The sequence below is a fragment of the Microbacterium sp. bgisy207 genome (genome assembly GCF_057706855.1).
The window spans coordinates 100,400-120,990 of sequence record NZ_JBYIPB010000006.1; the positions used below are offsets into that span (position 1 = coordinate 100,400).

Consider the following 20,591-nt stretch of genomic DNA (forward strand, 5'->3'; position numbering starts at 1 on the left):
ATGGGAGTCCGACGCATCGTCGGCCGCATCCGTGAAGACATTGCGGCAGCGAAGCTGCGCGACCCGGCGGCCCGTAGCGGCATCGAGATCGCAGTGCTCTACTCGGGTCTGCACGCCATCTGGGCTCACCGCGTCAATCACTGGCTGTGGACCCACAACGCGAGATTCCTCGCCCGCGCGGGCTCACAGCTGACCCGCTGGCTCACGGGGATCGAGATCCATCCGGGTGCCCGGATCGGACGACGGTTCTTCATCGACCACGGCATGGGAGTCGTGATCGGTGAGACGGTCGAGATCGGTGACGATGTGATGCTCTACCACCAGGTCACGCTGGGCGGACGCCAGCGCGAAGGCGGGAAGCGTCACCCCACGCTGGGCGATGAGGTCGCGGTGGGTGCGGGGGCGAAGATCCTCGGGCCCGTCACGATCGGTGCGCGTTCGGTCGTCGGCGCCAACGCCGTCGTGACGAGGGACGCACCGGCCGACAGCGTCCTCACGGGGATCCCGGCCAAGGCCCGCAAGCGCAAGGACGGCATGGACACCCGGGCGCTTCTGACAATGCCGGAGTACCAGATCTGACGCGTCACGCCCCGGACGCTGACGCCGCCCCTGACTGCGTTGCGGCCTGCATCCGGTCCCAGCGGCGGTAGAGGATGACCGCGGCCGCCGAGAGGACGGCGATCACGATCGCGACGATGATCGCTGTTGCGACGAAGCCGTCGCGATATGCCTCCGCGGCTCCCGCCAGCAGCGCGGTGCCGCCCTCTGCAGACGACGGCGTTGTGCCGGACTGCGTGTATTGCTGCACCGCATCCAGCGCCTGACCGAGTCGGGTCGGCGGTACGCCGGCCTCAGCCAGACGGCGCGAGAAGTCGTCACCGGCCAGCGCGTTGACGAGAATCACGCCACCGGACAACCCCAGCGCGTAGCCGAACTGTCCGATCGTCGTGCGCGAGGAGGTTACGACCCCGAAATGCTCGGGCGGCGCCAGCCTGATGATCAGGGCACCGTAGGGAACGAGCCCGGAGATACCGAAGCCGATCAGGACGAGAGCGGGCAGGAAGGCCCAGAACGACCCCGACAGGAGAGTGAGTGCAAGCGACAGGAAGCCGAGCGTCGTTGCGGTCCCGGTCAGGATGATCGCCATCGGCACCGAAAGCCCCCGGGTGAGCCAACGCCCCAGCAGCACCGAGGCGATGACCGACACGACGGTCATGGGCAATTGCGCGAGGGAAACCTCGATCGTCTGGAAGCCGTACACGAACTGCCAGATGTTCGCGGTTTGCAAGATGGCGACAGCCTGCGAGATGTTGAACGCGAGTCCGATCGCCACGGCAGCCAGAAAGCCCGGGTTCGCGAAGATGTCGATGGGAAAGAAGGGGTGGCGCACGCGCGCCTCGACGAGGACGAATGCGGCCAGAAGCACCAGCCCCACGACGAAGGGTATCCAGGTCAGGGGCTCGGTCAGTCCCCGCCCGGCGTGACTAATCCCGTACAGCACCCCGATGATGCCCAATATCAGAAGGATCTGCCCGCCGATGTCCGCGGGTCCCGAACCTGACCGCGGCTCGCCGGGGAGGACGAAGACCACGGCGACGACGGAAAGGCCGGCGAGGACCGGTGTGACGAGGAACGCAAGCCGCCAGTCGACATCGGCAAGTGCTCCGCCGAGAAAGCTGGCGCCGATGACGGTCAAGGCGCTGTACGCAGCGAACGAACCCATCGCCGCGGGCAGCCGCGGCGCCGGCACCACCGCCCGCAAGTAGGCGAACGAGGCGGCGAAGACGGCACCCAGTCCGATGCCGGCGATTGCCCGACCGAGCATGTACGAGATCGGATCGAACGCTACCGCGGCGATGAGTCCACCGACGATCGAGGCGACAAGCGCGAGCATCAGGAGGAGCTTGCGCCCGATGCGGTCTGCCAGCAGACCCGTGCTGATCACGGTCGCGGCCAGCATCAGCGTGGAGATCGATGCGGCGATCGCCTGAACACCGGCATCCATTCCCAGTGCGCGCGATGACTCGACCAGCGCGGTGCTCGCGATCGTCGGGTCCGCCGTCTGCACGCCGGCCATGACGCCCAGCAATGGCACGGCGAACACCGCGACCGACTGCCGCGCCGCGCCGGACCCCTGACCTGGCGCAGCGGCGACGCTCACTCGGACGCCTTCACCACGTGGTGGCAGCAGGCGGGCACGCCGTAGGTTCGGAGTGTGGCGAAGTCGCTGTCATCGACCTGGTGCGAGGCCGCCGCGAACGCGTCCAGGTCGATGCGTTCGCCGCCCAGCCACGTGCCCGTCACGCCGATCGCGCCGATCCTGTCGGGAGAGACCGTGTACGGGTCGGCGTCGAGGGCAACGAAGTCGGCGAGCTTGCCGACCTCGATCGATCCCACCTCGTGATCGATCCCGAGAGCGTATGCGGCGTTGAGGGTGTGCGCCTGAAGCGCTTCGTCGAGAGTCACGGCCTGCTCGGGACCGTGGAGCGTCCCGGACGAGCTGCGACGCGTCACGGCGGCCTGCATGTTCAGCAGCGGGGTCGGCGGAGACACGGAACCGTCGTTGTGGAAGGACGGACGAACGCCCGCGTCGAACGCGTCCCGGAAGCGCTGCCAGGATCCGCCGATCGCGGGTTCGAACATCCCCCCGTCGAGAAGGTCCCCCCAGTAGTAGAACTGGAACGGGCCCATGGAGGGGACTACGCCGATCGATGCCATACGGCGGAACTGGTCGGTGCGCGCGCCGCCGATGTGCTCGACGCGCCACCGGTGGTCGGAGTCGATGAGCCCGTGCCGTCCCAGCACGGTGGAGAAGGCATCCAGCACGATGTCGATCGCGATGTCCCCGTTGGCGTGGAATGCCATCTGCCACCCCTCGCCGACGTGCGCCTCGAGCAGGGCGTCGAGCTGGTCGCGGGTGTAGTTCATCATCTTCTCGCCGGGGACGCCCGGCGTGATGCCCGCGGCTCGGGTGACATCCGTGTCCAGATACGGGACACTCATCGCCACGTTCCCCACCCACGGCGAGCCGTCGGCCCAGAGCTTGATGCCCTGCTTGCGCAGCATCGACTCGGGTGCGCTGGACTGGAAGGGCTCGCCGCAGTCCGGCTCGGTGGACATGTGGTAGAGCGACACGCGCAGCGGCGAACTGGGCAACGACGCGAGCGCTTCATAGGCGCCCTTGAGATCTGTGCGGTAGGTGTGTTCAGACGTTGCCGTGATGCCGGCGCTGGCCAGCAGAATGTAGTACTCCACCGCCCCCTGCAGGGGACGCGGGCCCTTCGCGATCGCCTCCAGCACCGGCGCAGCCTGCGCCATCGCGGCGGGAATCTCGGTCGCCCGGCCCGTGAGGGAGCCATCCGGGTTGCGATCGAAGAAGCCCCCGACGGGATCCGCAGGCGGATTGTCGATCCATCCCAGCTTTCGCAGCACAGCGGAGGTGACATAGGACGTGTGTCCCGAGTTTCCGAACAGCAGTGCGAGGCGGTCACCGAAGATCGCGTCCAGCTCCGCCGCGTTGGGCTCGGTGTGCTTGTGCAGCAGACCGTCGAACCCGAAGAAAGCCAGCGGCGCGTCCGGCGCCGATTCCGCGATCGCTTTGCGGAACACGGCGACGACATCATCCCAGGTCGGCGCGAACCACGGTGCGATCCAGTACGCGGGAGGCATCGTTGCCATGCCGCTGAGCACGGGATGCGAATGCGGTTCGATGAAGCCGGGGAGCAGCGCCGCAGCGCCCGTGTCTTCGATGTCGGCGCCGGGCAGTGCAGTCCTGCACTCATCGACCGTCCCGACGGCGACGATGCGACCATCGTCAACCGCGACGGCCTCGGCCCGCGTGCGATGCGGGTCGAGAGTGAGAATCGTGCCGGCCTTCAGAATCTTCTTCATCGTCGAGTGCCCCCCCAGGCAACGTCATCCGGTGTCGATCGCGCCCACCGTATCGAGGCGGGATGAGGGACACAACCCCGGAGCGCGGCGTGTCACTTCTCCGCTCGACGCTCCTCGACCTTCTTCTTGATGAAGACCATCGGGAGCAGCCACGTGGCGAGGGCGGTCACGAGCCAGACGATGACTGGCGCAAGGATCCACGTCAGCACGAACGGCTCGCCGATGCTCACACCGCTGGCGGGGATCACCACCACGATGACGAGGGCGACCAGCGTCGAGATGATCCCGATCCCCCCCAGGAGCGCGGGGGCGTTGCGCTTGGCGACCGTCGCGATCCACGGAGAGAGCACGCTCTGCAGGACGGCGAAGATCAGCACTGCGAGCAGGAACCCCCACCAGTCCCGCCAGTCGATGCGGAAGCCGGGGAGCAGCACGTCGGCGGCGATGAGACCGACAGCTGCCGAGAGCACGAAGATGAGCGCACGGATGAGGAACATGACCACGCCCCGACAGTAGCGGGTCCGGGGCCCACTCGACAGCATCCCGACTCCGGTGGGCGCTCGCGTCAAGCGCACTGCGCAGCCGACGCGTGTCTGTTACGGTGACGGGCCGACGAGGCGACCGCTGGGGAGAGGACGGGGTGGGATGACGGGGAGTTGGGGGCTATGGCCGAGCCTGATCGCGTTGACGGGCTCGATCGGCGTGCTGTGGGTCGCCGGCACACGTCTGGCATACACCGCGGACGAGCTGGCCGGGCGCACCGGGATGGGGCGCGCGATCGCGGGGGCGGTGTTCCTGGGCGCGGTGACCTCTCTCACGGGCATCATCACGACGATCACGGGTGCCGTCGCGGGAGACGCCGGATTCGCGCTGGCCAATCCCGTGGGTGGTGTGGCGATCCAGACCGTGTGGCTCGCCGTGGCGGACCTGGTCTATCGCCGTGCGAACCTGGAGCACGCGGCGGCGTCTCTGGAGAACCTCGGCCAGTCGTTGACACTGGTCGCCCTGCTCACGCTTCCGGTCATCGCGTACGCCACTCCCGCGCTGTCGTGGGGCTGGATACACCCCGTGTCGCTCCTGATTCCGGTCATCTACGTGTACAGCCTGCTGTTGCTGCGCCGCATGCGCTCGGATGAGATGTGGCGTCCGCGCCGAACATCTCAGACCGTCGACGACGATGACACGACGTCTTCGCACCGGTCGCTGCGCCGGCTGTGGGTCACGTTCGCGGTGCTCGCGGTGATCACAGCGGGCACGGGCTGGGTCATCGGCCAGGCAGGTCTCGGCGTCGCCGCTGCCACGGGCTGGCCGAGCGACATCACGGGGTTCACAGTGACGACGGCGGTGAGCTCTCTGCCCGAGCTGATCACCCTCATCGCCGCGGTGCGGATGGGCGCGCTGACTCTGGGCGTGGGCAACATCATCGGCGGGAACGTGTTCGACACCCTCATGATCTCGATCGCCGACGTCTTCTACACGGAGGGGACGATCTACGCCGCGGCGGGGCCGTCCAGCCTCGTCCTCCTGGCGGGCACCGCGTTCATGTCTGCCGTGCTGGCCGTCGGGCTGCTCGCGCGCGAGAAGAAGGGGATCGGGTTCGAGGGATTTGCCATCCCGACCGTCTACCTCGCCACGATCGCCCTCGCGATCACGGCGTAGGACGGCCGGTCAGCTCTCTGCCGCCAAGGCTGCCAGCCGTTCTTCTTCGTCGGCGGCGATGCACGACGCGATGATCGGTTCGAGGGCGCCATCCATGACCTGATCGAGGTTGTAGGCCTTGTAGCCGGTGCGGTGGTCGGCGATGCGGTTCTCCGGGAAGTTGTAGGTGCGGATCCGTTCCGAGCGATCCATCCCGCGGATCTGCGAGCGACGAGCGTCGGATGCCGCAGCATCCCGTTCCTCCTGTTGTTTGGCCAGCAGCCGGGCCCGCAGCACCCGCATCCCGGCCTCCCGGTTCTGCAGCTGCGACTTCTCGTTCTGCATCGACACGACGATCCCGGTCGGCAGGTGGGTGATCCGCACCGCCGAGTCGGTCGTGTTCACCGATTGCCCGCCCGGACCGGAGGAACGGAACACGTCGATCTTGAGGTCGTTCGGGTCGATCTGGATCTCTTCGGGCTCGTCGACCTCGGGGAACACGAGCACCCCGGTCGTCGAGGTGTGGATGCGGCCCTGCGACTCGGTGGCCGGCACCCGCTGCACGCGGTGCACTCCGCCCTCGTACTTCAGATGCGCCCATACTCCCTGGGCGGGGTCGCTCGAGGATCCCTTGATCGCGACCTGCACGTCCTTGTATCCACCGAGGTCGGACTCATTGCGTTCCAGGAGTTCTGTCTTCCACCCCTTGGACGCGGCGTACTGCAGGTACATCCGCAGGAGGTCGGCCGCGAACAGCGCACTCTCGGCGCCGCCTTCGCCCTGCTTGATTTCCATGATGACGTCTCGTGCGTCATCCGGGTCCCGCGGGATGAGCAGGCGCCGCAGGCGCTCCTGCGCTTCAGCGAGGCGCTCCTCCATTGCGGGGATCTCCTCGGCGAAGGCCGCGTCCTCACGCGCCAGGTCACGCGCGGCGGCGAGGTCGTCGGACACCGACCGCCACGCGTCGTGCGCCGCGATGATGCGGCTGAGCTCGGCGTACCTGCGGTTGACGCGCTTGGCCCTGCCGGGGTCGGCGTGCACGGCGGGGTCAGACAGCTCCGCCTGGACCTCGCGGTGCTCGTCGATCAGGGCGCGGAGGGAGTCGAACAGTGCCGGCTCGGGCATGAAGGGCTCCCCGCTCAGCGGATGCTGTTCTCGTGCCCGTGGCCGTGGCCTCCCCCACCGTGACCGTTCGAGGTCGGCGCGGGGATCGACTTCTGCATCTGCACGAGGAACTCGACGTTCGAGGACGTCTCCTTGAGCTTGCCGAGCACGACCTCGAGAGCCTGCTGCGGATCGAGGCCCGCGAGCGCCCGACGCAGCTTCCAGGTGATCTTGACCTCATCGGGCGAGAGCAACATCTCTTCGCGGCGAGTGCTCGAGGCGTTGACGTCGACCGCGGGGAAGATCCGCTTGTCGGCGAGCTGGCGCGACAGACGCAGTTCGCTGTTGCCGGTGCCCTTGAACTCCTCGAAGATCACCTCGTCCATCTTGGACCCGGTCTCGACGAGCGCCGTCGCGAGGATCGTGAGCGATCCGCCGTTCTCGATGTTGCGGGCCGCGCCGAAGAAGCGCTTCGGGGGGTAGAGCGCGGACGCATCGACACCGCCGGTGAGCACGCGACCGGATGTCGGCGCCGAGATGTTGTAGGCCCGGCCGAGGCGGGTGATCGAGTCCAGCAGCACGACGACGTCGCGACCGAGCTCGACGAGGCGCTTGGCGCGCTCGATCGCGAGCTCGGCGACCGTCGTGTGGTCTTCCGCAGGACGGTCGAACGTCGAGGCGATCACTTCGCCCTTGACGGTGCGCTGCATGTCGGTGACCTCTTCGGGACGCTCGTCGACGAGCACGACCATGAGGTGAACCTCGGGGTTGTTCGTCGCGATCGCGTTCGCGATCTGCTGCAGCACGATCGTCTTTCCGGCCTTGGGCGGCGCGACGATCAGGCCTCGCTGGCCCTTCCCGATCGGGGCGACAAGGTCGATGATGCGCTGTGTGAGCTTCTCGGGCGCCGTCTCCAGGCGCAGGCGCTCCTGGGGGTAGAGCGGCGTCAGCTTGCTGAACTCGACCCGGCCGGCGGCATCCTCGACCGAGAGACCGTTGACGGCGTCGACCTTCACGAGCGCGTTGTACTTCTGACGCCCCGTCTGCTCGCCTTCGCGTGGCTGCTTGATCGCTCCCACAACAGCGTCGCCCTTGCGGAGGTTGTACTTCTTGACCTGACCGAGGGACACATACACGTCGCTCTGGCCGGGCAGGTACCCGGTCGTGCGCACGAACGCGTAGTTGTCGAGGACATCGAGGATGCCGGCGATGGGGATGAGGACATCGTCCTCGCCGACTTCGGGCTCGAACTCGTCGTTCTGGTTCTGTCCGCGGCGCTTGTTGCGCTGTCGACCGCGACCGCTGGTCGAGCTGCCCTCGTCGTCCGCGTCGGCGGCCTTGGGCTGCTCTTGCGCACCGGCGTTGCCGTTGTTGCCGTTGTTTCCACCGCTGTTGTTGCCCGATGCGCGGCTGCGGCTCCGGCTCCGGCTGCGGCTGCGGCTGCGGCTCGGCGTGCTCTCGTCGCCGGAGTCCTCCCCGGACTCACCGGAAGCCGTCTCCTCGTCGCTACGCGCGGGTGCGGCGTCGGTTGGCGCAGTGTCGGTCTGCGTGGTGTCGGTCTGCGCGGTGTCGGCCGGTGCGGCCTCTGCCGACGCGTTCGTGTCAGCGGGGGCTTGACGTGCAGCGGGCGGCTCACCGGGAGCTTCGGCGTCGGGAGCCGCCGGAGCCTCCGCAGCCGCTGACGTGTGGGCGGGAGCATCCGTGCTCTTGGCGCGGCGCGGTGCACGCTTGCGTGCGGGCTTGGTCGGCGCCTGCGCGGCAGCCTCATCCGGCTGCGCCTCAGCGGGGGCCGCCTCGCTCGGCGGGGCAGCCTCCTGCTGCTCAGCGGACGCGGCCGGAGTGCCGGACTCGGCAGCAGGCGGGGCCTCCGTCTGCTGCGCGGACTCGGTATCGGCCGCCGCAGCGGGCTCGGCCTGCGCAGTGGGCGCAGTCTCGCTCACGGGCTCAGCCTCGGCCGGCTCAGCCTTAGCCTCAGCCGGCTCGGCCTCGGCCGGTTCAGCCTCGGCCTCAGCGGGCTCAGCATCAGCCGGCTCAGCCTCGGCCGGCTCAGCCTCGGCCTCAGCGGGCTCGGCCTCCGGAGCCGCCGCTGTGGGCTGCTCCTCGGCGGATTCGGACTGCGTGGCGGCCTCGTCGGCCGCGGGGGTGGTCTGCTCAGCGGCGTCGCTCTCGGACGCGTCGGTGTGGACCTCGGAGATGGACTCCACGAGTACTCCCTTGTGTACCTAATGTGCGGTGAATCGAATGATGTGCGGATCCGCACGGATGAAGAAGCCGCCGCGACGGGCTCGACGTGCTGAGCGGGACTCAGCGTCTCGTGCTCATCTGCCTCTCCTCGAGTCCTTCCGGGCATGGATGCTCGGAAGAAGGGTGTCGAGGGAATTGCGGAGGCTTCGCAGATATGCGGCGGGGGCCAGATTCACGGGTTACGTGGAACCCCCCGCGTGCACCTTCACTGTACCACCCTTGACGTCGACGGCCAGCATATGAGCCTGCCACGGGGTGTCGGTGACCCGCTCGGCGACAGCCGCTGCTTCCAGGCGACGGCCAGGACCGTCGGCCAGCACGAGCACGCTGGGCCCTGCCCCCGACACGACCGCCGCGAACCCGTGCTCGCGCAGTACGCGCACGAGCTTGTCGGTCTCGGGCATCGCCTGGGCCCGATAGTTCTGGTGCAGCTTGTCTTCGGTCGCCGCCAGCAGCAGCTCGGGGCTCTGCGTCAGTGCAGCAACCAGCAGGGCTGAGCGGGAGAGGTTGAACACGGCATCCTCCCGAGGGACCTGCAGCGGTTGCAGGCTCCGCGCGACGCTCGTAGACATCGTGAATCCCGGGACGAAGACCACGGGAGAGACGCCGCGGTGGACGAGGAGTTTCTTGTGCTGCGGCACCGCCTCGTCCATCCACGCGATCGTGAGTCCGCCGAAGAGCGCGGGCGCGACGTTGTCGGGATGCCCTTCGAGTTCGGTGGCGAGCCGGAGCATCGTGTCGGGCCCGATCTCGACGTCGCCCTCCAGAAGCCCCTTCACGGCGAGGATCCCGGCCACCACGGCCGCCCCGGAAGAGCCCAACCCCCGGCCGTGCGGAATCGAGTTGCGTGCCCGGAGGCGCAATCCCGGCACGGGACGCCCGACGGCCTCGAACGCGTAGGCCATGGCGCGCACGACCAGGTTCGACGCATCACGCGGGATCTCCTCGGCACCCTCACCCTCGGCCTCGATGTCGAGCCCCGGTTCGGGGAGGGACGTGACGACGAGGTCGTCGTAGATGCTGAGCGCGAGTCCCAGCGTGTCGAACCCGGGACCCAGGTTGGCACTGGTCGCGGGAACCCGTACCGCAACCGAGCGCTCTGCGACCCCGGCTGCGCTCACTCGGTCGCCCCCGACGAGGTCAGGCCGAGCACCGCGGCCACCTCGGAGGTCGTCGCATCGACGACCGTCGGCCGAGCTTCGGAACCATCCGCGCCGCGCAGCGCCCACTGCGGGTCCTTGAGGCCGTGACCTGTCACCGTGAGGACGACCTTCGCGCCGGCCGGGATGACTCCCGCTTCGGCGCGGTCCAGCAGACCCGCGACACTGATGGCCGACGCCGGCTCCACGAACACTCCGACCTCGCCGGCGAGGATCTTCTGCGCCGCGAGGATGCGCTCATCGTCGATCGCCCCGAACCAGCCGTCCGTGGCGGCTCGGGCCTCCAGGGCGAGCTCCCACGACGCCGGGTTCCCGATACGGATGGCGGTGGCGATCGTCTCGGGGTTCTTGACGATCTCTCCTCGCACGAGCGGCGCACTTCCCTCGGCCTGGAACCCGAACATCCGCGGAACGCGCGTGGAGACGCCACGATCGGCCTCCTCGCGGTAACCGCGGGAGTATGCCGTGTAGTTTCCGGCGTTCCCGACCGGGATGAAGTGGAAATCGGGCGCATCGCCCAACACCTCGACGATCTCGTAGGCGGCGGTCTTCTGACCCTCGATGCGGTCGGGGTTGACCGAGTTCACCAGATGCACCGGGTAGTTGTCGGCGAGCTCGCGGGCGATCTCGAGGCAGTCATCGAAGTTCCCGCGGATCTGGATGAGTTGGCCGTTGTGCGCGACGGCCTGACTGAGCTTGCCCATCGCGATCTTGCCCTCGGGCACGAGCACGGCAGCGGTGATGCCGGCGTGTGCCGCGTAGGCGGCGGCGGATGCCGACGTGTTGCCCGTCGAGGCGCAGATGACGGCCTTGGCGCCGTGCTCCACCGCGCGCGAAAGGGCGACGGTCATCCCCCGGTCCTTGAAGGAACCCGTCGGATTCATCCCTTCGAACTTCACCCAGACCTGGGCGCCGGTGCGCCGCGACAGCGCCGGTGCCGGCACGAGCGGCGTGCCTCCCTCGCCCAGCGAGACGACGGTCGATTCGGCGGTCACGCCCAGTCGATCGGCGTATTCGTGCATGACTCCGCGCCACACGTGTGCCACGTCAATCTCCTTCTACTCGCAGGACCGAGACGACCCGGTCCACGACGTCACTGTCAGCGAGGCGTGCCACCGTCTCGCTGAGGTCTTGCTCCAAGGCCTTATGGGTTCCGATCACGAGACGGGCCACGCCCGTCGGATCCGCCATCACCCGCGCGAGCGGATCGACGGATGCCTCAGCGACCGTCTGCTCGACTGTCGCGATCGAGACGCGACCCTCGCTCAGGATGCCGGCGACTGTCGCAAGGACGCCGGGCTCATCGGCGACCTCGAGCGTGATCTGGTACTGCGTGGTCACGTGCCCGATCGGCAGGATCGGCAGATTCGCGCGGGTGGACTCCCCCACTCCGACGCCGCCGGCGATGTGACGGCGCGCGGCCGAGACCACATCGCCGAGCACGGCGGATGCTGTCTGCACGCCCCCGGCGCCGGCGCCGTAGAACATCAGGTTTCCGGCGGCCTCGGCCTGCACGAAGACGGCGTTGTTGGCCCCGTGCACACTTGCAAGGGGATGCTCGCGGGGCACGAGCGCGGGGTACACCCGCACCGAGATGGCGTCGCCGGAGCCGTTTGCCACCCGCTCGCACACGGCGAGGAGCTTGATGACGTAGCCGGCCTTGCGTGCCGCATCCATCATGGGCTTGTCGATCGTGGTGATGCCCTCACGGTGCACCGCCTCCAGCGGCACCGACGTGTGGAACGCGAGGCTCGCGAGGATCGCCGCCTTCTGCGCCGCGTCGTATCCTTCGACGTCGGCGGTGGGGTCAGCCTCGGCATAGCCCAGGGCCTGCGCCTGCGCCAACACATCGCCGAAGTCCGCGCCCTCGGTGTCCATGCGGTCGAGGATGTAGTTGGTCGTTCCGTTGACGATCCCCATGATGCGCTGCACCCGGTCGCCGGCGAGCGAGTCGCGTAGCGGCCGGATGATGGGAATCGCCCCCGCGGCGGCAGCCTCGTAGTACACCTGGGCGCCGACCTGATCGGCGGCCTCGAAGATCTCGGGGCCGTGGGTGGCCAGCAGCGCTTTGTTCGCTGTGACGACATCCGCGCCGGACCCGATCGCCTGCAGCACATGGGTACGGGCCGGTTCGATCCCGCCCATCAGCTCGATCACGATGTCGGCGCCGAGGATCAGCGTCTCGGCATCCGTCGTGAACAGCTCGCGCGGCAGGTCCGCCTCACGAGGTGCATCCGGGTTGCGCACGGCGATGCCCACCAGTTCCAGGCGCGCTCCGGCGCGATCTGCCAGTTCATCGGCGTGCTGACGCAGCAGCGCGGCGACCTGGGAGCCGACAGCTCCAGCGCCGAGCAGCGCGACTCGCAGGCGGCGGTAGTCGGTCATGCCGTCCTTTCGGTCGGGGGGATGCCGGCATCACGCGCCAGCAGGTCATCGAGGGTCTCACCGCGCACGATCACGCGCGCTCGCCCGTCTCGAACCGCCACGACGGCGGGGCGAGGCAGGAAGTTGTAGTTGCTGGCGAGCGAGAAGCAGTACGCGCCTGTCGCGGGCACGGCCAGGAGGTCGCCGGGCTCGACATCGGCGGGCAGGTACTCCGCATCGACGACGATGTCCCCGGACTCGCAGTGCTTCCCGACCACCCTCACCAGTTGCGGCGGCGCGTCGCTGACGCGCGCGGCGAGCCGAGCACTGTAGTTCGCGCCATACAGGGCGGGACGCGCGTTGTCGCTCATCCCACCGTCGACGCTCACGTAGAGGCGCTCGAGGCCACCCTCGAGCGCAACCGCCTTGGTCGTCCCCACGGTGTAGAGGGTGACCCCCGCCTGGCCGACGATGGCCCGCCCCGGCTCGAAGGCAAGATCCGGCATGCGCACGCCCCGCTCGGCGCACTCGGCCGCGACAGCATCCACGATGCCGTCGGCGAGGGTCTCGATCGCCGTCGGCCGATCAGCGCGCGTGTAGGCGATCCCGAACCCGCCGCCGAGATTGAGTACCCGCATGTCCTGCGCGGCATCCGCGTCGGACGGCGCCAGCAGATCTGCATAGAGGGACACGATGCGTGCGGCGGATTCGGCGAAACCGGCGGTGCCGAAAATCTGCGAGCCGATGTGGCAATGCAGTCCGACCAGCCGCAGGCCCTCCGCATTCCGCACGAGCGCAGCGGCGCGAACCGCGTCGGCCAGGGTGAATCCGAACTTCTGGTCCTCGTGCGCCGTTGCGAGGAAGTCGTGGGTCTCGGCGTGGACACCGCTGTTGACGCGCAGCAGCACGTCCTGCACGGTCCCCGCGGCAGCGACGATGGCGGCGAGGCGCTCGATCTCCTGGAAGCTGTCGACGACGATCGAGCCCACACCGCTCGCGACGGCGCGCTCGAGTTCGGCGATGCTCTTGTTGTTGCCGTGCAGTCCGATCCGACCCGGGTCTGCTCCCGCGGCTAGAGCGACAGCCAACTCGCCGCCGCTGGCCACATCGACAGCGAGGCCCGCATCCGTGACCCACCGCACCACCTCGGTGCTCAGGAATGCCTTTCCGGCGTAATAGACACGGGCGGCGACACCGTGCCGCGCGGCGGCGGATTCGAACGCCTCGCGCGCGCGTCGCGCGTGGGAGCGGACCTCGTCCTCGTCGACGACGTACAGCGGCGTGCCGTACTCCCGGGCCAGCGCGGATGCGGTCACTCCCCCGATGATCAGATCGCCGTCAGCATCGCGCGCGGCATCCGTCGGCCACACGCCATCGACGAGGTCGTTGGGATCCGACGGCACGTCCAGCCACGCCGGCAGGGGCGGGGTGGAAGTCGGGTGGGCGGACACGCAGAAGCCAATCGGTGAAGTCTTCGGCGCCGAACAAGCGGCGCGAGCAGGCCCCGGGCGGTCAGCGCACGCGCCGAGACACTCCGGTCAGTCTAGGGCACCGGGTATCCTCGCCCGGGAATCCGCCGGCCGGCACGCTCAGGCCTCCGCGCGCTGTTCCGTCGGGGTGTCCAGTCGGCTCCGCCAGCCCTGTCGTACGCCGTCTGCGACGAACGCCGCGTCCACGCTGTGCCGCTCCAGCGCCGCGATCATGGCGTCATCGAACCCGAGGTCCTCGCGCAACACGGCGACTTCGCTCGACAGCAGCGAGCCGGTCTGGCGTGGATTGTCATCGCCGAGGACGACGCGGGCACCGGCGCGGGCGAATTGCGCCGCGGGGTGGGACGCCATCGACGACACAGCACCCGTGTAGACGTTCGAGGTTGGACACACTTCGATCGCGATTTCGCGCTCGACGAACCAGCCGATGAGGTTCGGTTCCTCGGCGATGCGCGCACCGTGGCCGATCCGTGTGGCACCCAGGAGCTCCACGGCCTGCTGAGCCGCGCGCCCGGATGCCGCCTCGGCAGCGTGGCATGTGATGCCCAGGCCCGCGCTGCGCGCGATCGCGAACGCGTCCCGATAGCGCTCGAGATCGGGGAAGAGCAGTTCGTCGCCGGCAAGATCGAATCCGACGACACCGGTCCCGGCCGCACGAGCGGCGGCCCGGGCCACCGCCTCATTCACCTCGGTCGGGTCGCTCCGCAAAGCGGCAACGACGACGCCGGCGGAAATCCCGGTGTCCGCCATGCCCGCTACGATTCCCGCGCACATTGCAGCGATCACGGCATCCAACTCAGCGAGCGTCGAGGCGTGCGAGGCGGGACCGAACCGCAGTTCGAGGTGCTCCTCACCATCGGCGGCAGCGTCTTCGACGGCTTCCCGCGTGATCCGCTCGAGCAGGTCGAGGCGCGAGAAGAACGGGAAGGTCGCGACAACCTTCACGAGGTACGTGGTGAGGTCTGCGGGACCGTCCAGTTGCAGCGCCGCAGTCCAGTCGCGGTCGGCATCCGGCAGCCCGAGTTTGCGCGCGATCCCTGCCGCCGTGCTCGGCCGCACCCGCCCTTCGAGGTGCGAGTGCAGGTTGATCAGGAGAGGCGCACCCGCCATCACGCGCTCTGCTGGAGTGAGATGGTGCCGGCCGCAGGCAGAATGACGTCTTTGGCATAGAGCACAGTCGTACCGCGATAGGAAACATGCTGCGTGAGAATCAGGGCGCTGGTGTCGGGGTCTGCTCCGAGCGCCTTGGCGCGGTGCTCACCGAGAACGCCCACGGAGATATCGCAGGCACTCGATACATGGGACGGGTCGACGGAGGCGAGAAGCCGAGTCAACGCGGTGGCTTCGGGCATGGTGTCTGTTCCGGGGTCCGGGAACGCAGAACTGGCGGCAGGAACAGCCTCGAACGTGAGTGCGAGCTCGTTTCCCGTCCGCCGCAGTACAGACTCCCACGTCCACACGGCAGCAGACGGATCGAGTGCTAGCGCCTGACTGAGCAGATCAGATGCCGGCTGCACTTCGTGGCTGATCCGATCCACCGTGATGGCGCCGACGGATTCGCCGAGCAAGAGCTCGAGTCCGCGTACGCGCTCGAGGCCGATCCCGGGAATCGCGTCGCTGACGAAGCGACCGACACCGCGACGCGTCGAAATCAAGCGGTCCTCTTCGAGGAGCAGCATCGCCTCGCGCACGACTGGTCGGCTCACACCCAGAGCTGTGCAGAACTCTGCATCGCTGGGCAGCACGGACCCGAGGGGGTATGTCCCGTTGCGGATTGCTCGGGAAATGCTGTTGTACACCGCGACACGCAGAGGTTGGCCGACGGTGAGAGACAACGGCTCGAGGGTCATACGGCCATCTCTCCTCACAAGCGTCTCGGCGGTCACAATCCTCCCCCCAGCGAGGTCGGGGAGGTCATGAGAGGACGCCGATCATGGTCTGGAAGAACAGATCCTCGTCGATCTCCTCGATCACGCGCGCATTCGGCTCGCGACCGGATCGACGGACCGAGTCGACCAAGCAGTAGCCGGTTGCGATTCCGCGCGCGGTCTCGACGTCCACATAGTAGTCGCTCGCCTTCGTTACGATCCGCGGCTCCACGGCGATCGCGACCGCGATGGAGTCCGGGTGGGTACTTCCATCCATCCCGTGGGCCTTCTTGTTGTAGGCGAGAGTGCCGCGGTTCGCTCGAACGAAGAACCGGGATGCCGGCGTATCCAAGCTCTCGATGCGCTGCAGCTTGTCCGGACCGAACACGCCCTGACGCATCACGAGATCCCAGGGGACGAGCGTCGTGCGAAAGCCTGCCCGGAGCACGATCGCGGCGGCCTCGGGGTCATGCCAGAAATTGGCCTCAGCGGCTGCTGTGATGTTGCCCGCGGCGTTATTCGTCCCCCCCATGATGACGAGTTCTTTGACGTTCCCGGCGAAGCGTCGATCCGCGGCGGCAGCGAGCGCGAGGTTGGTCAGCGGCGCCTGGGCGATGATCGTGAACTGTCCGGGGTTGCCGGCGACGAGACGGAGCAGAGCAGTGACGGCATTCTCGGGTTCGGGGCGCTGCTGGGCTCGGGGAAAGCCCGCCCCACCGAACCCGTCGGCACCGTGCACGTACGAGGAATCATCGACGGGGGCCAGCAGCGGTAGCCGCGCCCCCTCGTAGACGGGCACCTCGCCCCCGCGGCCCGCTACCTCGATCGTATAGAGAGCGTTCTCGACCATCTGGTCGAACGCGACGTTGCCGTAGTTGATCGTGACGGCCTCCAGCTGCGCGCGCGGGTCGCGCAGTCCGATCAGCAGCGCGAAGGCATCATCCTGCGCGGTGTCGGTGTCGATGATCATGCGAACTGTCATTGACGGCCCCTTTCTCGGTGGTTGTCTCTGATGATGGGCTGCGCGCAACGGCGCAGCCCATCAGGAGGGTCAGGAGCCGAGCGCGACGAGCTCAGGGAACTCGGCGTACACCTCGGCGAGCAGGGTCAGATCGAACAGATCGTCAGCCGCGACCTCGATCCCTGCGGCGGACAGGCTCGCGAGGGTACGCTCCTGGAGCTCTGGGCTGATGGTGAACAGGCCGTTGGCAACCGTCTCGTCCGACACGACGAGCGTGTTCTGCGCCTCGGCCCCGGCGCGCACGGCGACGGGGTCAAGGTCAAGGTCAACACCGAACTGCTCCGTGACCAGACGCACGGTCTCGTCGACGTTTCCCAGCGCATCAGCCCACCCCTGGATCTCGGCACGAAGGAAGGACTTCAGCATTTCCCGGTTCTCGGCGATTGTCTCGTCGGCGGCGGTGATCGTCTTTGCAACGAACGGCAGCCCGTTGGTCGCGAAGGGGAGCGTCGTCGTCGTGATGCCCTGGGCTTCCAACACGAGCGGCTCGTTCGTGAGGTAGGCGATGAATCCGTCGACGTCGCCGTTCACGAGCGGCGCCGGATCGAACTGCACGGGCACGACCGTGACCTCGTCGGCGCCGATTCCGTTCGCCGCGAGCAGTGCGGAGAACAGCGCGGAGTTGCCATCTTGAACGCCGATGCGCTTGCCGATCATGTCTTGCGGCGTCGCGATATCGGCCCCTTCCTTCAACGAGAGCACCGCGAACGGGTTCTGTTGGAACACGGCGCCGAGGATCTTCAAGGGCGCCTGCTCGCGGGCAACCGCGGCGCCGATGGTCACGGCGTCGCTGAACGCGACATCCGCCGTTCCGCTGATGAGTTCGGGCACACCTGCGGAGGGTCCGGGAACGAGCTGGACGGGACCGAGCCCCGCCTCGGCGTAGTAGCCGCTGGTTTCCGCGAAGTACTCCCCGGCGAACTCTTCGTTGAAGATCCAACTGAGTTGGACCGATACCGGCTCGGTCTGGGCGTTCGGATCAGCGGATGCCGAGGCTGAGGCCCCCGGGGCTTCGGAGGAACACGCGGCAAGGGCGAGTAGGCCGGTCAGTAGGGCGGCGAATCCGACGGCGTGACGAGCGCGGCCGGGTGAGAACAGGGTTGTCATGACGAGCTGACTCCGGGATCGAGGGGACCGACACGGATGTGCCGACACCATGAAGCTAGGCAGCCAGCATTTCGTCCCGTCATCCGGAAAGTTTCCATCTGATTTCAGATATCGGTTGTCTGACATCTGTAGGCATCCGACGGCCGATACACAGCGTGCGGCGCTGGTCAGCAGGTGCCGTTCTGCTGCAGCGTCGCGTCGTCAAGCATCCGGCCGTCAATGTCGAAGGTGGCGACAAGGTGATCGTCCGTGACGGATGCTGCCGTGAGCGTCGCCCCGGCCGGCAGGTACTGTGCGACGCAGATCTGCCAGTCCTGCAGGATCGGGTCGGCAATCGTCCCGAACTGCCGCCTCACACCGTCCGCGGTGACGGCCAGGCCGCTGACCTGAAGGCTCTCGGGACGAAGCACGAGCTCCCCCGCCTGCGCGCTGGGCACCAGCGACAGCGAGACCGGGATGCCGAATCCGAACAGCGAGAGCTCGGTACCGACGACGATCGCCGGGTCTTCGAGTGCGAGCTCGAGGATGTCGATCTGGGCGACGCTGTCGGTGAGTGCGGCGACCTGGCTCTGGTCCAGGGTCACGGTGGCAGCTCCGACCCCGACCGTATACGGAGCGGTCGTGCTGACGCCGCGCAGCGTGACCTCGACGTCCGCCGTTGTCGGACCGAGCGGGACGTCATCGGAAGAGAGCCGGAGGTCGTCGAGGCTCCCCGTAAGCAGCTGAAGGGTGAGCGGTCCCTCGATCGACACGTCGACGGGCTGATCGGCGGGCAGTTCCAGACCCGTCCGTACCTGGCTGGCGATGCCCGACTCGATGTTCGATCGCACGACGGTCTCGACGATGACGACGGCCACCACGACGACGATGACCACCGCCGCAGCGGCAACGAGCCACGGCCACACCCGGCGACGCTTCTTCGGCTCTTCGGGAACCGCGAGCACCCACCCCGCGCGCAGGTCCGGCAGCGGGTCGGTCGGGTGTTCGGCATCCGTCATGGGTTACATCCGTTCGGGGGCGCCGACGCCCAGCAGCGTCAGTCCGTTGCGCAGCACCTGGCCGGTGGCGTCGTTGAGCCACAACCGCGTCTGGTGCACGGGCTCGATGGGATCGTCGCCGAGCGGGATCACGCGGCAGTTGTCGTACCAGCGGTGATAGAGCCCCGCGAGCTCTTCGAGGTAGCGGGCGATCCGGTGAGGCTCCCGCACCTCTGCGGCGAACGCGACGGTTCGGGGGAACTCCTGCAGCGCGCCCAACAGCGCCGACTCGGTCTCGTGGGTCAGCGTCTCGGGCGCGAACACGCTGCGGTCGACGCCTGCCGCGGCAGCGTTGCGACCGACGTTGTGCGTGCGGGCGTGCGCGTACTGCACGTAGAAGACGGGGTTGTCGTTCGTCCGCTTCTGCAGGATGTCCAGGTCGATGTCGAGGTTCGAGTCCGCCGAACTCCGGGTGAGGGCGTAGCGGGCAGCATCCACCCCGACTGCCTCGACGAGGTCCTCCAGCGTCACGACCGTTCCGGCACGCTTGGACATCCGCACCGGCTGGCCCTCGCGCAGCAGGTTCACCATCTGGCCGATGAGGATCTGCAGGTTCACGTACGGCTCGTCGCCGAACGCTGCGCACATCGCCATGAGGCGCTTGACGTAACCGTGGTGATCGGCGCCGAGCATGATGATGCAGCGGTTGAAGCCCCGCTCGCGCTTGTCGAGGTAGTACGCCAGGTCGCCGGAGATGTAGGCAGGCTGACCGTCGCTCTTGATGACGACGCGGTCTTTGTCGTCGCCGAAGTCGGTCGAGCGCAGCCAGATGGCACCGTCTGCCTCGTAGATGTGGCCGAGATCGCGCAGCCGGTCGACGGCGCGGGTGACCGCGCCGGACGCGTGCAGATCGTTCTCGTGGAAGTACACGTCGAAATCGACACCGAACTCGTGCAGGCTCTGCTTGATCTCGTCGAACATGAACCCGACGCCGAGCTCTCGGAACGCCTCCTGCTTGGCCTCGGCATCCAGCGCACCGAGATCGCCGTCGTAGGCATCCGTCACTCGCGCCGCGATGTCGGCGATGTATGCCCCGCCGTATCCGTCCTCGGGCGCCGGGCGCCCCTCGGCCGCGGCGACGAGGCTCCTGGCGAACCGGTCGATCTGGGCGCCGTGATCGTTGAAGTAGTACTCCCGCGTCACGCGTGCGCCCTGGGAGGCGAGAATGCGGGCAAGGGCGTCGCCGACTGCCGCCCACCGGGTGCCGCCGATATGGATCGGTCCTGTCGGGTTCGCCGACACGAACTCCAGGTTGATGATCTGACCGTCGAGCACGTCAGAGGTCCCGAACGCGGCACCCGCGTCGACGATCGTCTTCGCGAGCGAACCCGCGGCTGCGGCATCCAGTCGAATGTTGATGAATCCGGGGCCGGCGACCTCGACGCTCGCGATCCCCTCGACCTGCTCGAGTCCGGCCGCGATCTCCGCCGCAAGCTCCCGCGGGTTGGCGCCGATGCTCTTCGCGAGCTTGAGTGCGGCGTTGGAGGCCCAGTCACCGTGATCGCGGTTCTTGGGACGCTCCAGTGGCAGGTCGGCGGCGGTGAGATCGGATGCCGAACCCGCGCGTCGCGCCTCCGCCAGGGGCGTGATGACGGCGAGCAGGGCGGCGGAGAGGGCTTCGGGATTCATGGCCGAACCAGTCTAGGCGCGCCGCGCGCCTGCCCCAT

At 68.0% G+C, this 20,591-nt stretch carries 17 protein-coding genes; 2 read left to right on the forward strand and 15 right to left on the reverse strand.

Translation table 11 applies throughout. The features are described 5' to 3' along the window. Positions 1 to 579: a serine O-acetyltransferase EpsC gene (gene epsC, locus AC3ENO_RS07325; RefSeq protein WP_434969985.1), complete on the forward strand. Its 579-nt coding sequence runs from the start codon at positions 1 to 3 to the stop codon at positions 577 to 579. A gap of 4 nt (positions 580 to 583) precedes the next feature. Here the strand turns inward: epsC and AC3ENO_RS07330 are convergent, their stop codons facing one another. The 3 genes from AC3ENO_RS07330 to AC3ENO_RS07340 form a co-directional block, all read right to left on the reverse strand. Further along, positions 584 to 2,161, reverse strand: coding sequence for an MFS transporter (locus tag AC3ENO_RS07330; protein ID WP_434969986.1), 1,578 nt, complete (start codon positions 2,159 to 2,161; stop codon positions 584 to 586). After that, a complete protein-coding gene (locus AC3ENO_RS07335) occupies positions 2,158 to 3,891 on the reverse strand; it encodes an amidohydrolase (RefSeq protein WP_434969987.1) in 1,734 nt (577 codons plus the stop codon). The genes AC3ENO_RS07330 and AC3ENO_RS07335 overlap by 4 nt, the downstream gene beginning before the upstream one ends. Positions 3,892 to 3,983: 92 nt before the next feature. After that, complete coding sequence (locus tag AC3ENO_RS07340; protein WP_434970093.1) at positions 3,984 to 4,388, reverse strand: hypothetical protein; 405 nt, start codon at positions 4,386 to 4,388, stop codon at positions 3,984 to 3,986. A gap of 148 nt (positions 4,389 to 4,536) precedes the next feature. Here AC3ENO_RS07340 and AC3ENO_RS07345 point away from each other — a divergent pair, with 148 nt between their 5' ends. Next, positions 4,537 to 5,550 carry a sodium:calcium antiporter gene (locus AC3ENO_RS07345; protein ID WP_434969988.1) on the forward strand — a complete coding sequence of 338 codons (1,014 nt, stop codon included), beginning with the start codon at positions 4,537 to 4,539 and terminating at the stop codon, positions 5,548 to 5,550. Positions 5,551 to 5,559: 9 nt separating this feature from the next. On the opposite strand, the gene prfA is transcribed toward AC3ENO_RS07345, so the two are convergent. From prfA to argS, 12 genes are all read right to left on the reverse strand, one after another. Next, complete coding sequence (gene prfA / locus AC3ENO_RS07350; RefSeq protein ID WP_434969989.1) at positions 5,560 to 6,654, reverse strand: peptide chain release factor 1; 1,095 nt, start codon at positions 6,652 to 6,654, stop codon at positions 5,560 to 5,562. Between the two features lie 14 nt (positions 6,655 to 6,668). Further along, positions 6,669 to 8,837, reverse strand: a complete 2,169-nt coding sequence (gene rho / locus AC3ENO_RS07355; protein ID WP_434969990.1) for a transcription termination factor Rho — start codon at positions 8,835 to 8,837, stop codon at positions 6,669 to 6,671. Between the two features lie 219 nt (positions 8,838 to 9,056). Further along, a complete protein-coding gene (thrB, locus tag AC3ENO_RS07360; protein ID WP_434969991.1) occupies positions 9,057 to 9,998 on the reverse strand; it encodes a homoserine kinase in 942 nt (313 codons plus the stop codon). Further along, positions 9,995 to 11,083, reverse strand: a complete 1,089-nt coding sequence (gene thrC / locus AC3ENO_RS07365) for a threonine synthase (RefSeq protein ID WP_434969992.1) — start codon at positions 11,081 to 11,083, stop codon at positions 9,995 to 9,997. Before thrC ends, thrB begins: the two co-directional genes overlap by 4 nt. A gap of 1 nt (position 11,084) precedes the next feature. Next, positions 11,085 to 12,422 (reverse strand): homoserine dehydrogenase, encoded by a 1,338-nt coding sequence (locus AC3ENO_RS07370; protein ID WP_434969993.1) that lies wholly within the window; start codon positions 12,420 to 12,422, stop codon positions 11,085 to 11,087. After that, positions 12,419 to 13,852: a diaminopimelate decarboxylase gene (gene lysA, locus AC3ENO_RS07375; RefSeq protein ID WP_434969994.1), complete on the reverse strand. Its 1,434-nt coding sequence runs from the start codon at positions 13,850 to 13,852 to the stop codon at positions 12,419 to 12,421. Before lysA ends, AC3ENO_RS07370 begins: the two co-directional genes overlap by 4 nt. Positions 13,853 to 13,990: 138 nt before the next feature. Then, on the reverse strand, positions 13,991 to 15,001 hold the full coding sequence (gene add / locus AC3ENO_RS07380) for an adenosine deaminase (protein WP_434969995.1): 1,011 nt from the start codon (positions 14,999 to 15,001) through the stop codon (positions 13,991 to 13,993). Beyond that, positions 15,001 to 15,741 (reverse strand): GntR family transcriptional regulator, encoded by a 741-nt coding sequence (locus AC3ENO_RS07385; protein ID WP_434969996.1) that lies wholly within the window; start codon positions 15,739 to 15,741, stop codon positions 15,001 to 15,003. The genes add and AC3ENO_RS07385 overlap by 1 nt, the downstream gene beginning before the upstream one ends. Positions 15,742 to 15,805: 64 nt before the next feature. Beyond that, on the reverse strand, positions 15,806 to 16,741 hold the full coding sequence (locus tag AC3ENO_RS07390) for a nucleoside hydrolase (RefSeq protein WP_434969997.1): 936 nt from the start codon (positions 16,739 to 16,741) through the stop codon (positions 15,806 to 15,808). 69 nt (positions 16,742 to 16,810) lie between these two features. After that, entirely contained in the window at positions 16,811 to 17,887 is a 1,077-nt protein-coding gene (locus tag AC3ENO_RS07395; protein WP_434969998.1) for an ABC transporter substrate-binding protein, read from the reverse strand. A gap of 167 nt (positions 17,888 to 18,054) precedes the next feature. After that, a complete protein-coding gene (locus AC3ENO_RS07400; protein WP_434969999.1) occupies positions 18,055 to 18,885 on the reverse strand; it encodes an LmeA family phospholipid-binding protein in 831 nt (276 codons plus the stop codon). Between the two features lie 3 nt (positions 18,886 to 18,888). After that, a complete protein-coding gene (gene argS / locus AC3ENO_RS07405) occupies positions 18,889 to 20,553 on the reverse strand; it encodes an arginine--tRNA ligase (RefSeq protein ID WP_434970000.1) in 1,665 nt (554 codons plus the stop codon). Between the last annotated feature and the right edge of the window lie 38 nt (positions 20,554 to 20,591).

Bases quoted from the DNA above. Each gene is read 5' to 3' on its own strand.
- epsC (WP_434969985.1), top strand. From the start codon at position 1: ATGGGAGTCCGACGCATCGTCGGCCGCATCCGTGAAGACATTGCGGCA.
- AC3ENO_RS07335 (WP_434969987.1), bottom strand. From the start codon at position 3,891: ATGAAGAAGATTCTGAAGGCCGGCACGATTCTCACTCTCGACCCGCAT.
- AC3ENO_RS07340 (WP_434970093.1), bottom strand. From the start codon at position 4,388: ATGTTCCTCATCCGTGCGCTCATCTTCGTGCTCTCGGCAGCTGTCGGT.
- AC3ENO_RS07345 (WP_434969988.1), top strand. From the start codon at position 4,537: ATGACGGGGAGTTGGGGGCTATGGCCGAGCCTGATCGCGTTGACGGGC.
- prfA (WP_434969989.1), bottom strand. From the start codon at position 6,654: ATGCCCGAGCCGGCACTGTTCGACTCCCTCCGCGCCCTGATCGACGAG.
- AC3ENO_RS07370 (WP_434969993.1), bottom strand. From the start codon at position 12,422: ATGACCGACTACCGCCGCCTGCGAGTCGCGCTGCTCGGCGCTGGAGCT.
- add (WP_434969995.1), bottom strand. From the start codon at position 15,001: ATGGCGGGTGCGCCTCTCCTGATCAACCTGCACTCGCACCTCGAAGGG.
- AC3ENO_RS07385 (WP_434969996.1), bottom strand. From the start codon at position 15,741: ATGACCCTCGAGCCGTTGTCTCTCACCGTCGGCCAACCTCTGCGTGTC.
- AC3ENO_RS07390 (WP_434969997.1), bottom strand. From the start codon at position 16,741: ATGACAGTTCGCATGATCATCGACACCGACACCGCGCAGGATGATGCC.
- AC3ENO_RS07395 (WP_434969998.1), bottom strand. From the start codon at position 17,887: ATGACAACCCTGTTCTCACCCGGCCGCGCTCGTCACGCCGTCGGATTC.
- AC3ENO_RS07400 (WP_434969999.1), bottom strand. From the start codon at position 18,885: ATGACGGATGCCGAACACCCGACCGACCCGCTGCCGGACCTGCGCGCG.
- argS (WP_434970000.1), bottom strand. From the start codon at position 20,553: ATGAATCCCGAAGCCCTCTCCGCCGCCCTGCTCGCCGTCATCACGCCC.